We start from the raw sequence: 13,631 nt of genomic DNA on the forward strand, positions 1-13,631 counted from the left end.
GTTATTGGTTTTAACATTCGCGGTTTTATTCTTTGCCGCAGGGCTTTTTGGGGCGCAGGCAAAGGATTACAGAAAAATATTAAAGGATAAAAAAAGCGAACTTAGCGATGTTAAAAAGAGGATTGAACAGGAACGAAAAAAAATAGCCGCGGAAAAAAAACAGGAAAAACTGACGGCAGGTTCTCTTAGAGGTATTGAAAAAGAAATTGATATCACCCGCAAGGAATTAAGGGTCTTTGATAACAATATAAGCGTGGTCACTGAAGGGATAAAAGAGATAGAAACAAGGATAGCGCAGGCAGAAAAAGAGATGCAGGACAGGGAAAATGACGTAAAAGAGATGCTTGCAAAACAGTATAAGAAAAAGGAAGACGGTTACATAAAACTTATCTTTAAATCCAAAGATATGGGGCAGCTTATCAGGCGGTACAAGTTCACCAAAATTCTGGGCAGAAAAAATGTTGAAAAAATAAATACGTATAAAAATCTGGTTATTGAACTTGAAAATGATAAAGCGGCCCTTGTGGAATACGGCAATGAACTTAAAGCGCTGAAAAATGAAAAGAAAGACCGCGAAAAAAGGATACAGAACGAAATATGGCGCAAACACGTTACCCTTAAGAATATCAGGAATAATATAAACCGCAGGACGCAGATGTTAAAGGAACTTGAAAAAAGCGCCGCGAACCTTACAAAACTTATGGAAAAACTGCGCGTAAGCGCGGATTTATCTGACGCAAGCGCGGCAGAGGCGTTTGGGAAAAAACGGGGAAGTTTCCCGTGGCCGGTGGACAGCAGGAACATACTTGCCAGGTTTGGCAAATTCAAACACCCTAAATTTGGAAGCATAATTTATAACAGGGGAATTCACATAGGCGCCAAGTACGGAATGCCCGTATATTCGGTGTTTTCAGGGATAGTAAAATACGCTGACTGGTTTGAAGGCTACGGAAAAATGATAGTTATTCAGCACGGCGGCGGCTACTACACGGTTTACTGCCATCTCTCTGAAATATTGGTTAGTGAAGGGTCAAAGGTGGGCATTAAGAACGTGATAGCCAAAACCGGCGACACAGAGTCATTTTATGGGGATGAGTTATACTTTGAAATAAGAAACAGCCAGGGCACCGTCGACCCGCTTAAATACCTGATGAGGTAATAATCTTTTGTGTTTTATTGTTTTATATTTTTTTTTGCTTTGCTAGCCGCACCCTTTAGGGTGCGTTGTTTAGATTTATGTACTGGTAGACGCGGGTCTTTAGCCCGCGGTAGTTGATTTGTTTTTAGATGAGAACAAAAGGGCAGCTAAAGGTTGTAGTATCGGCAGAAATGCCAAGTGGAAAAAGAACATGATAACAAACAATAAATGTGATAATAAACGTGATAATAAGAAATAAGCCGCAGGTTTCAGTTTGGGCGGTTGGTTTTTATCTCTAGATTTGGTAGGCGCACCTTTTAAGGTGCGGCAGTTGAATTAATATAAATCTAAAAGATCCGCGGGCTAAAGACCCGCGTCTACCAAAACGAAAAACTAATACAAAACAAACAAATCCAAAACAGAACACGCGCCTTAAAAGGCGCGGTTACCAGGGATAAAGACAGGGCTAAAAGATCCGCGGGCTAAAGACCCGCGTCTACCAAGACTGGAAAAAAGACTAAGACTTTATCTCTTCACCCTTAACAGCGCCATTACTCCCAGCCCGGCGAAGACAATATTGGATATCCATGCGGACAGTATAGGGGACAGCATGGATGCTTTTCCCATTGACAGCCCTATTGTGACAAAACCCATGTAGAAAAATGATACTATAATAGTGACAACAAACCCGATAGCCGCGTTAACGAAAGAACGCTGGGTGGAAAACATAAAGGGGATTGATATGCCTAAAAGCGATAATATAAAAGTGGCGAAAGGGTAGGCGATTTTAAGGTGAAAGTTAACCTCTTCTTCATTATATTTAAAGCCGCTTGATTTTAGGGTGTTGATGATTTTTCTTAACCTGAATATGTTAATGGCAAGCGTGTCGTCAAAGGACTGTTTTTTTACTATGAAATCTTCCGGCGCGTCGGATACGTGAAGTTCTTTGCTTTTAAAGATATTTGTATCTGTCTCCGCGCCGTCTTTAAAACGCCTTTCCACGCCGTTTTTAAGCGTCCAGGTGCCGCCCTGCCAGACGCCCTCTTTGGCGTCAAGGCGGTAAGTAATGTTAAATTCTTTGTCTATTTCAAGGATGCAGATACCTTTCATCTGGCCCACAAGGCCGTCAAAATACTTTATATAAAAGACCTTTCCGTCAGACGCCAGCTTTGCAAGGTCGTGTGACACCTGCATTGAAGATATGTTCTTTTTTTCTATTTTGACGTCCTTAATATAAGCGGCGTTTTCATAGCTCTTTGAAACAAGGGTCTCGTTTGTCACCATCGCGGCGGCGCTTACCAGAAATGCCAGCACAAGCACGGGCATGGCAATGTTCCTGAAATCTATGCCGGCTGATTTCATGGCTGTAAGTTCGTTATTGCGGCTAAGCTGGCTGAACACAAACAGTATTGACAGAAGCATGGCAAAAGGGATTGCCTGCGAAGCCAGAAAGGGGACGCGAAGTACATAATAATATAAAAGCAGAAATAAAGAAGGTTTATGCGCAAGCAGAATAGGAAGCTCGTCTATCAGGTTGGACACCATTATAAAGACCACAATGCCGGAAAGAATTACAGCGAAAGCTTTTATTATCTCTGTCAGGATATATTTATGAAGTATTTTCATTTTTGCACCCGCTTGCTTTGTATTTTTACCGCAATATAAGGCATAAATATGGCGATAAAAAGCACAAGGCTTATTGCAATCATGGCAAGGTTAGGCAGCCATGCCGCGGTAAAGTGGTTCCATTTTCCCGAATAACCGTAAGACTGTCCCACTGAAAGCAGTATGTAATATAAAAATATTAAAACCAGCGAGAAACTTATGGCGGTTATCTTGCCGCCTTTCTTTGTAAGCAGCCCAAGTGGTATGCCTATTATGGCAAACGCTATTACAGCGAAGGGAAGCGAGAATTTCTTGTGCAGCTCCAGAATAACCCAGTTTTTGTCGTGCCTGCTCTGCGGCCCCTTCTTCATTTCTGTATAAAGTTCCTGTGCTGTCATTTCGCGGGAACCTTTTAAATCATCAGCCACGTTCTTTTTTCGCATGGCGCCCTGTATGTCAAGGTCCACGTAATTGACGGCGAAAAAGATTGAATTTAACCGTTCCGGTTCCGTGAAAGAACCTGTCTGAAGCACGCCGTTTTTTAACTTAAGCGCTATTCTGAAACTTTTTTCATCGGATATAAATTCGCCTTCTTTGGAAGTTATCACTTTTACCGGTTCGTCAGAGTTTTCCTTGTCCTTGATGAAAATAAGGATATTTTTTAAAAGCTCGTTCTTATTGTCCTTTTCGCCTATGTAAAAGACGTAATCGTCAAACTGTTTTATAAAAGTGTGTTCCTGTATAAGGATTCCGGAGCGTTTTTTAACTATTTCGTAATAGACTTTTTTGTATTCCAGATTCGCGGCAGGAAGCACATAGTTGTTAAAAAGCACAAGCCCTGCCGTGACGATAAGGGCAAGCAGTATTGAAGGGATGGTTACCTTTGCAATGCTTATTCCGCACGCCTGCATACCGTGGTATTCATTGTCCTGCACAAGGCGGCTGTAAGTTAAAAGTATGCCCACAAGAAAAGCCATGGGCAGGGTAACCGCAACCGTTGAGGGTAATAATAAAACAAGCAGTTTGGCGACGGTCAGGATATCCACGCCGTATTTAACCACAAGGTCGCTCATGACAAACAGGGAATTCATGATAAGAAAAAAAGTGAATATAAAAAATCCCATAAGGGTTACGTATGACACCTCTTTAATTATGTATCTGGAAATTATTTTCATTGAATGCCTTTAAACCCCGTATTGTAATCAAAAAAGAACCTTAATTCGGCGGCGCCTTTTTTGTAGAAAAATTCATCTGTTGTTTTTGTACCCGTAAAATATACGGCCATTTCCGCGTGCTCCCAGGGGGCGCCATAAATAAACATGCAGCTGCCGCCCTTAAAATTCTTATATCCGTCCCAGAACCTGTAATGCTTGCGCGATTCGTGGGGTATTAAACAGTAAATTTCCGGATTATCTTTCATATAAAAAGCAAGCAGGCTGGCTGTCTGGTAATGCCTTGAAGCAATAAACAACGGGCCTGTTTGGTTTAAAGTATTATAAACGCCGTCCGCTTTTTCGGCAAGTTCTTTGTAGCCATACGCTTTTTTTAGCGGATTTGCTTTTTCAGGTATGGGAAGTATGGGGTAAACAAGGTGAACGTGTATTAGTATAACCGCTATAAGGCCAAGCGTGTAAGGGCCGTGTACTGCAAGTTTTTTTAAAATTGGATTAAGGTTAAGGCTGAAAATATACCTTGTGGTGATAAAGAAAAGAGGTAAGAAGCAGTATGCCGGCCAGTTTGCCTCTACCCTGCTTTTAAGCGATAGAAGCAGGTAGGGTATTATGGATACAAAAAACAGGACAGCCATAAGGTATTCGTTTTTATTATCACGTTTTTTAAGCGCTGTAAATGCCGCGGCTAACATAAACGGGAACAGAAAAGGGGATATTAAACCAAACTGCGCGCCTATAAGTTCTCCCAAATATTTCAGAGTGAACCCGCCGTCTGCGCCTCCGCGGATAAACAGGTATTTAACAGTGGCAAAGTCGTGGGTTATGTTCCAGTAAATATACGGCGAAGCCGCAATTGCGGCGAACAGGGTGAAAATAAAAAGGTTTTTAAAAAGCTGTTTATTTATGGCAAGGGCAGTCAGCGCGAAGATAATAACCGCGGGATAAAACGTGGCAAGCGTCAGTTTGCTTATTACGCCAAAACCAAGTAAAAGCCCCGCCTGCATCCAGTATTTTTGTTTGTCCGGTTTCTCACATATATAAATCATCTGCAGTATAAACAGCGCGGCAAAGAACCCCATTACTGTGTCGTGCATCATAAGTATGCTTCCCGCCGCAAATATGACGGAAGACGCCATGTTAAGGATGTTTATGAAATTTTCTTTTCTGTTTGTGTTGTGGGAATACAATTTATTATATATAAGGAAAGAAATTATCATAGTGGCGGCAGAGAGAATAACCGCGCCTAATCTTACCGTAAAAACGGTGTTAATATTTGTAAACAGGGTAAACAGCCAGATGACAACAGCTACGCCGGGGCCCTGTTCGTAGAATCCAAAATCCAGATGCCGCGCCCACTGCCAGTAATAAGCCTCGTCCCCCAGAAGGGGAAAAAGGGTAATAAACCAAAGTCGTACGGCGGTAACCGCCGCTATAAAAATAAAAATTGCTTTTGTGTGCTGCATTATATCTCCTGATGGTGTTTCCTTAATAATATCACATAAGGGGGGAATATTGAAATGGTTTTAAGGCGCAGCTAGGCAGCTAGGCAGCTAGGCAGCTGAGTTTAGATCTGGTAGGCGCACCTTTTAAGGTGCGGCAGTTGAATGAATATAAAATAAAAATACCCGAGTCTACCAATAAAAACAATTCAAAACAAAAATAAACTGCCGCGGGCTAAAGACCCGCGTCTACCAAATCCACAACCAAACCGAGCTTCTGAGCCGCCGAGCTGCCTTTTTCAATCGCTTCTGCTTATCTGCCTAATGCTTAATTGCTTATTATCTTTATTATTACCTATGCTTATATTGAAAAAATATGTAATTACTGTATAATTATTATACGAATCACTTAAACAGGAGAAAATTATGAAAAAAAGTCTGGTTGCTTATATAGAAAAAGATACTGAAACAAATTTGTTCGTCGCGGAAGTTCCGGGGATACCTGGCGCGCACACACAGGCAAAAACAATGGATGAATTGCTTATAAATTTAAAAGAAGTAACGGAACTTTGCCTTGAAGAGTAGATGACTTCATAGATTTATTCAATAAATAACAGTTAACCGCATTAAATTCCAAAAAGCCGGATTTGTCACCATATTTTCATCTGTCCCTCATTTCTTATCTATGGGATATGGGATAACAGTTTATGGGTTAGGCTCTTGCATCCGTCCCTCCGTTTCCGCTTATGCTTAAATGCCTAATGCTTAATTGCTTATGTCTTAAAATTCCTGAAACTGCTTACCGCATGCCAAAATAGGCAATAATGATGTATAGATGCACGTTATAAAACCCTTTATTTACAGGTAAATATGATAAATACGATTTTATTTTCTTGCAAAAATTCACAAAAAAAGTATAATTTTGACCGAAACTTAAACGGTTAAATGATGTCTAATTTTTGAACATAAATAAAGGCATGTTCTGAAACGCTAAAAAGATGATGCTAAACACATTTCAGGAGGCTTTACCGTGAAAAGGCTTACATTCATTTTATTATCTTTGATAAGTTTTAATTTCATATTTGCCGCAGGCGGCACAATTCCTGCCGGCTTGCCCACAGTTTTTGGTTTTGGCACGATTGATAAGTCTGATACATATGCTGCAAGTTCACCTCATTTCTTTAAAGGGACAACAGCAGGAACCTGCTGGGATTACAGTTACGCATATTTAACATCTGATTTCAGCGCTTCGGGATATAATACATGGACAGGCTGGGTGGCAGGCGGCCAGTGGGCTGCAAATGAACTTAAGTACTGGGAAGCAAGGGGGCAGATACAGGTTTTTTCTTTTTATTACACACCTTACGCTCTTGCCAACTATAATGACGGCGGAAAAATGAATCAGTATTATAAGGACTTCAAATTGCTTTGTCAGGTTATAGCCGCGAATTCCACAAAAAAAGTTATCATTCACCTTGAACCTGACCTTCTTGGATTCTGGAGAAAAGCAGGCAGGTCAGCCACATCAACCGGCGCGGTTAAGGTGGGCGGGGCTAATTTTGGAGAGACGTGCGACGGCGTTGCAATTAACAGCCTGCCTGATACAATTCAGGGGTGGAGCGAAGCGTTATACAGGATAAGAAACCAGTACGGTGCCGGCAAGGTTTTGCTTGCTCACCACTACACTCACTGGGGCAATGCATCTTCCAAAGACGTGCTTGTTGACACATCGTTAAGCCAGAATGACGTTAACACACACGTTGATGACACAACTACATTTATGAATCAGGTTGAAAACGGAAAAAAGTATGACCTTATATTTGTTGACCCGTCTGACCGCGACGCGGACTGGTTCAGAATAAAAGGCGGTGAAGGCAATACCCGCTGGACAGGGCCGGACCATTCCGGTTTTACAAACGCAAGGACATGGGGCAAGCTGGGTTATGTGTTTGACAGGGTATCCACAAATATGGCAAGAAAGATGATGTTCTGGCAGATACCGGTGGGCAACACGTATTATAAAACCTGCAATAACACCGACTACCATTACAGGGACAACAGCGCGCAGGAATTCATACCTTCAACCTCTATGGACGGTTCAAGCGGCACGCCGGGTGACGCGTATTCGCCCACAAGCACAACGACAGGGCCCGGTTACTGGGCGTCCAAAGGTTTCATTGGCGTGCTTTTTGGCGAAGGCGGTTATGACCAGTACCAGACTGCTTTTAATACTGTCACGCATTTAAGAGACTGGCCCAATGACGGAATTACAAATCCGGGAAGCGACGCCAGCCCGAATGGGGCGGTTTCATTTGATGTATGGGGAAAGGCAACATCCACGGATGCCGATAACGAAGGCGGATATGTAAGAAAAGCGGTTGCCGCGTATTGCAGCAAAGGCAAGTATTCGCTTACAGGGGCGGTTAATACTCCCACATACACAAACACATCAACAAATACAGCCACATACACAGCGACAAGGACAAATACGGCAACAAGGACAAACACTCCGATACCGCCCACGTCAACCTATACTTTTACAAACACATCCACCAACACCGCGACACGGACATTTACAGCGGTTCCGCCTACGTCAACTTTTACCAACACGGCAACAAATACAGCCACAAGGACATTTACGGCAATACCGCCTACAGCAACGCACACGTTTACGCGCACCGCGACAAACACGCATACAAGCACAAACACCGCGGTTTTGCCCACGTTTACGCATACGCATACAAACACGTTTACAAGTACAAACACGCATACAGCCACTTTAATACCAACTTCAACAAACACGGTGCCTGTGGGTTCCACAAATACAAATACTTATACTGTAACAAACACGTTTACAAATACAAACACGCACACCGCCACAAGCACAAATACGCCGGTGCCGCCGACAAGCACAAATACCACAATACCGTCATCAACCAACACAACAATACCGGGTTCCACAAACACATATACATTTACAATAACAAACACGCACACCGCAACGCATACACCCACAAACACGGCAATAGCAGCGCTTGATGTAAACATAAACTATATGATACCTTCGGGAACCGTTACTCTTGGTTCCACAAGCGTAATACAGTTTAATTACGCCATTGCGAACCAGCAGGCAAATACTGTGGTGATAATGCTTATGCAGGGCGGGCTTCCTGTTAAAACACTTGTGTATGACACAACTGCCAAAGCCCCGGGTAATTATAACGATGAACTTAATGTTACAAACCTTTTCAGCACAGTATCTTCCGGCAGTTATACAATAAGGGTAAGTGTTAACAATGCTGCTCTGGCTCAGTCTGATTTAGCGGAAACCGCCGCGTTTAATTTTGTGAATAGCCCTACATCAACTGCGACAGTACCGCCTGCATCAACCGCGACAAACACAAATACATTTACACACACGCCGACACCAACCTTTACGCACACATACACGCCTACGGAAATTGTAACTCCCGCGCCTACAGAGTCAATGGATCCAAAAATAGAAGACCTGCTGGTATACCCAAACCCGTATACCGGCGGCAAACTGAAAATACGCTGCACCTTAACAAAGAAGACGCAGGGTATTTCGTTCAGGTTATATTCCGCTTCTTTCAGGTTATTAAAAGAACATAAAAATACCGGCGCCCAGATGAACGGGGAAGTGATAGTGGAAGTACCGGAGAAAGACTTAAAACCGCTGTCAAACGGGACATATTATTATGTGTTAACCGCTGAAACAGAAGCCGGCTCCAAAATAAAATCCAAAGCAGATAAGTTTATAATAATGAAGTAGTAAAAATAGCGGATTAAGCTATAGGCAGATAAGCATAAGCGGAATATAAAAAATGTTTTGGCAGCAGATATATTTGCTTGTTTTTGTTTTTTGTTTTGTTTTGTATTTGAACTCGTAGGGACAGCGCTCCCGCGCTGTCCGGCTCTTTTGTTTTTTGTATTTGAATACCTTCCTGCCTTCTGACCCTCGGCTTTATTTTTCCTACGCTTCTGCTTAACTGCCTAATGCTTATCTGCTTGTTTTCTCCAAGCCGCCGAGTTGCTTTTCTTCCGTCCCTCGATTTCTTTCTTTCCAATCGTTTATATTTGATGTAATATAAATCATCTGGGGAATAAAAAGACAGTCTATACGGGAGAAATTTTGAATTTAAACCGGAAAATTAACAGGGGATATAACAGACAACGATATTTATCATTGGCAGATGATAACACAAATGATGATTTGGAGAAGTAAATGCTTTCAAAAAAGTTTTTAAATAAGAGACAACTGACAGTTTTTTTTACTTTTGGTATATTATATATTATTATGATGGCGGTAATTGATTATAATAAAATGACGCCGATAGAGAATAGCTTATATGTCAGCATAAGAACGGTATTGTCATTAGCGGTTGCTTTAAGCTACTGGATTGTTATTTACGATATTTATCTTAAAGTTTTCTATTTGAAAAATGAAAAATTTACTTTCGGATTTTATGCGGCTTTAATTATTTGCATTCTATTTGTAGTGATATTTCGTGAAAGTATAAATAAGGCTATTTTCCTGACGTATTTTATTGCAACCCCGTTTATAATATTGCTTGTGTTTTTTATCAAATTTATGATTGTAAAGCGGATGTGAAATAGTTTAGGTTGAATTGTTTTTTAAGGTGCGGCAGTTGATTTATTATCTACGATATAAAAACCCGCGGCTAATGGAGCAGGGTTTAATAGTATACCTGTAACCTGTAACCTGTAACCTGTAACCTGTAACCTGTAACCTGTAACCTGTAACCTGTAACCTGTAACCTGTAACGGGCGCAGACAAATGAATCTTTTCCCTCTACCTTAACTTCAATCTTTCCGCCGCAGTCGCAGGTAAGGCGGCGCGGGCCTTTGCGTTTATCTTTATTTATGGGAACATGGTTCTTTCTTCTGTCTTTGGCGCGGTTATCATCCATTATTATTACCTCCCGGGGATTAATTAATCAGTTAATTTTCTTATTTTAGCAAAAAAACAGCCTTCGGGCAATGGGAATATACGAAAGTTTTCGGTATAAAATACAGTAAAACATATCGCTTTCGTTCATTTTTCGCTTAAATACTTAACAAAATAAATACTATTGACTATTTTATATATAATGATAAAATTATATATAATCAAAAAATGAATTAAAAGGGGCGTGCGGTGGCAGAAGTAATATACCGTATAAATTTAAAGATAAGCATAATAATATTATTATTTATATTTATTGCGCCTTTTACCTCCCTTAATGCCGGCAGTTTTGGCACAAGTACTGCTGAATTCCTTAAGATAAAACCAGAAGCTGTTCAGGCGGGAATGGGCGAGGCGGGCACCGCTCTTCCGGACGGCACAAATGCCCTTATTTTTAACCCTGCAAATCTTGCGCTTTTGGATAAAGCGGAATTAACTCCCACCGGAATTTTCTGGTTTAATAATATCAACATGCAGCACATTGCTTTTGGCGTGCCGTTTGAAAAAGGCTCCGGTTTTGGTGTAAGCCTGCTTTATATTGATTACGGTTCTTATGACTCTACCGGCGGTACGTCGCCTTCTGTTTCCCTGAAAAATGCCGTCTTAACAGCCGGTTTTGGAAAAAGTTTTGGAAACACTTTCAGTTTTGGCGTGCAGTCAAGGGGGCTTTACGAAGATTTTATGGGCGATGTCAGCATGGGTGTGTCTTTTGACACGGGGATTTCGTTAAGCCTTTTAGAAAATAATATTTATGCGGCATTAACCGTAAAAAATCTGGGATTCTTATCCGGAACAAATGACATGTTTCCTGTGGAATTCGGCGCGGGCTTGGGTTTCAGGGTATATGAAGGTTCTTTTGATGTTTTCAGCGCCGCGATAGATTTTTCCAAGGCCGCGGGCGCGGATAATATTTTTGCCGGAGCCGGAATTGAATATTTTTTATTCCGCGCGGTGGCGCTTAGGCTTGGCGCAAAATATAGTAATGCAATGGACCTTGGCAAAATGTCTTTTTCTGACGTGACAAAACTTACGTCCTTAACCGGCGGGCTGGGGATTCACGTGGGCGATTTTGGGCTTGATTACGCCTTTACGCCAATGGGTGACCTTGGCGCGGTGCACAGGATATCCGCAACCATTAAATTCGGCGCGTCAATGTATGAACAGCAGCTGGCGGAAAAAAACGCGGAATTTGTGCCGAAAGCTATTGAAGTGCCAAAGGTGAACGTGGAAAACGGAAGAATAAAATCAGTTTCTTTTAAGCCCAATGTCCCTGAAGAAAAAGTAAAGGAATGGAGCCTTGATATCAAGACGTCTGACGGCAAAATTGTAAAGTCTTTTTCCGGCATGGGCGAAGTGCCAAAGGATTTAAGCTGGGACGGCACGGATAACGTGGGTAAAATAGCGGGCGCAAACACAAATTATATCTTTGATTTTAAAGCTAAAGACTACACCGGGCAGATTATAAAAACGGTGGGGCAGATTATTCAGCCCAAAAAATATGAATTTGAAGTTCCGGTGGACAAACCGTTTGTCCCGCTTAAAAACCGCGAAATGCTTGTAGCCCCGATAACACTGCTTGTGTCAAGTGACAGTGACGAAAGAAAAACAGTGCCTTTTGTCATGGTTAACAGGGAGATTAAGAAAATTAAAGACTGGAATTTTCAGATATTTGATTCAAAGGATATGCTGTTAAAAGAGTTTTCCGGCGGGGAAACACTGCCTTCGTACCTTGTGTGGGACGGCCTTGATTCCGCGGGCAAATACGTGGACGACCTTAAAGGGTGCAGATACGTGCTTAACGTAAACGGCGTTAACGGCAAAAAAGCGGTTATAAAAGACAGGCAGGTTATACGCGACCCGTTTATTATCACGGCAAAGAGCAAAAAACTTAAACTTGGAAAGAAGATATATTTTGACCAGAACTCTTCCGTTATAATGCCGGAAATGGCTGACAGGTTAAATCAACTGGCTGCCGAAATTGAAGGGCAGAAAAATGTCCAGGTTTATATACAGGGGCATTCCAGCGAGGAAGGCGATTCCGCGCAGAATTTATACCTGTCCCAGGAAAGGGCAAAAACAGTATTGCGGTATTTTGTGGAAAAATATAAAATGTCGCCGCTTTCAATTACCACGGTGGGTTATGGCGCCAAAGTGCCGCTTAATAAAAACCGCACAGACACGGAAAGAAGAATTAACAGAAGGGTGGAAATAATCATAATGGGTGAAAAATAATGAAGTTAAGAAATTTTTTTGCTGCTGCGTTAATCTGCGCTGTTTTTGCGGCTGCGGTTTATGCCGCGGAAAGTCCGGAAGCTTTGTACAACAGGGCAAACGAACAGGCGGCTATTGGTGATTCTGCCGCGGCTATTGACCTGTTTTACAGGGTCATTGAAGATTATCCCAAATTCACTTACGCGGCTGACGCTATGTACCGCCTTGGAAATCTGCTGTACCGCACCGAAAGATACGAAGAGTCGGAAAGGGTATTTAATGCCCTGGCGGGTAAATTTAAAAATTATAAACACCTGGATAAGGTATATGAAAAACTTATACATATTTATGTGGAAGTTTACCCTGATAATGCCAAAGCGGACGCAATAAGGGACAGGTATAAAAAACGTTTTGGAATTACGCCTGTGCTTACCGCCATTGACAAGACACTTACAATTTTAAAAAGCGATGAACAGCAGGGGGCGAAAATACTTGCGCTTGACGCGCACCTGATAACCGCCGGCAGGGTGTCGGTTGTATCACGCCTTGAAAAAGAGGTTTTCCCTTTAAGGAATTACATACTTGCAGAGGCATATTCGGCTGATAGAAAATATATGGTGAAGAAAGACGGCGGGAAAAAGCAAAAAAATCTTGTTATTTATAATGCCGCGGGAAAAAAAGTAAAAGTGATAAAGCAATCCGCGGGCGGGCAGGCGCCGCAGTGGTCATGGGACGGCAGATATATCGGCTACACAATTCTGACAAAAAATGTAAGAAAAATAATGGTCTATGACGTCAAAAAGAATAAGGTTAGAAAGCTTTTTTCCGGAAAAAATGTGGAACCAATGCTTCTGTTTTCTCCGGAAGGCGGAAAGATAGTTTTTATATATAACGGCAATCCGTGGATAATGGAAAAAACCGGAAATAACATTTCATTTCTGGGGACGGTTAAGTTAAAAAAAGTAGTAATGGCGGCGTGGAGCCAGTACGGTGAAAAGTTAATTTTTATGCAGGATGGACGCAGTGATTTTAATCTGATAGTACTTGAAAGAAAGCGCCTTTTAATGGGCGGAAAATAG

At 41.8% G+C, this 13,631-nt stretch carries 9 protein-coding genes; 6 read left to right on the plus strand and 3 right to left on the minus strand.

All coding sequences use genetic code 11. From position 1 onward, the window contains the following. The first annotated feature begins 4 nt into the window (after positions 1–4). Positions 5–1,159: a hypothetical protein gene (locus CVV21_01860; protein PKL92526.1), complete on the plus strand. Its 1,155-nt coding sequence runs from the start codon at positions 5–7 to the stop codon at positions 1,157–1,159. Positions 1,160–1,663: 504 nt separating this feature from the next. Here CVV21_01860 and CVV21_01865 read toward each other — a convergent pair. Genes CVV21_01865 through CVV21_01875 form a run of 3 tightly spaced genes read right to left on the minus strand, consistent with a single transcriptional unit; the run spans position 1,664 to position 5,378 of the window. Beyond that, entirely contained in the window at positions 1,664–2,764 is a 1,101-nt protein-coding gene (locus CVV21_01865) for a hypothetical protein (protein PKL92527.1), read from the minus strand. Then, positions 2,761–3,918 carry a hypothetical protein gene (locus CVV21_01870; protein PKL92528.1) on the minus strand — a complete coding sequence of 386 codons (1,158 nt, stop codon included), beginning with the start codon at positions 3,916–3,918 and terminating at the stop codon, positions 2,761–2,763. The genes CVV21_01865 and CVV21_01870 overlap by 4 nt, the downstream gene beginning before the upstream one ends. Further along, positions 3,915–5,378: a hypothetical protein gene (locus CVV21_01875; GenBank protein PKL92529.1), complete on the minus strand. Its 1,464-nt coding sequence runs from the start codon at positions 5,376–5,378 to the stop codon at positions 3,915–3,917. The genes CVV21_01870 and CVV21_01875 overlap by 4 nt, the downstream gene beginning before the upstream one ends. A 402-nt stretch (positions 5,379–5,780) precedes the next feature. Here CVV21_01875 and CVV21_01880 point away from each other — a divergent pair, with 402 nt between their 5' ends. From CVV21_01880 to CVV21_01900, 5 genes are all read left to right on the plus strand, one after another. Beyond that, a complete protein-coding gene (locus CVV21_01880) occupies positions 5,781–5,939 on the plus strand; it encodes a type II toxin-antitoxin system HicB family antitoxin (GenBank protein PKL92530.1) in 159 nt (52 codons plus the stop codon). A 445-nt stretch (positions 5,940–6,384) separates the two neighbouring features. Continuing rightward, on the plus strand, positions 6,385–9,147 hold the full coding sequence (locus CVV21_01885; GenBank protein PKL92531.1) for a hypothetical protein: 2,763 nt from the start codon (positions 6,385–6,387) through the stop codon (positions 9,145–9,147). 453 nt (positions 9,148–9,600) lie between these two features. Then, positions 9,601–9,987 (plus strand): hypothetical protein, encoded by a 387-nt coding sequence (locus CVV21_01890; GenBank protein PKL92532.1) that lies wholly within the window; start codon positions 9,601–9,603, stop codon positions 9,985–9,987. 546 nt (positions 9,988–10,533) lie between these two features. Then, positions 10,534–12,573 (plus strand): hypothetical protein, encoded by a 2,040-nt coding sequence (locus CVV21_01895; GenBank protein ID PKL92533.1) that lies wholly within the window; start codon positions 10,534–10,536, stop codon positions 12,571–12,573. Then, complete coding sequence (locus CVV21_01900; GenBank protein PKL92534.1) at positions 12,573–13,631, plus strand: hypothetical protein; 1,059 nt, start codon at positions 12,573–12,575, stop codon at positions 13,629–13,631. The genes CVV21_01895 and CVV21_01900 overlap by 1 nt, the downstream gene beginning before the upstream one ends.

The organism is Candidatus Goldiibacteriota bacterium HGW-Goldbacteria-1 (assembly GCA_002839855.1).
In the GTDB taxonomy this organism is placed as follows: Bacteria; Oederibacteriota; PGYV01; order PGYV01; family PGYV01; genus PGYV01.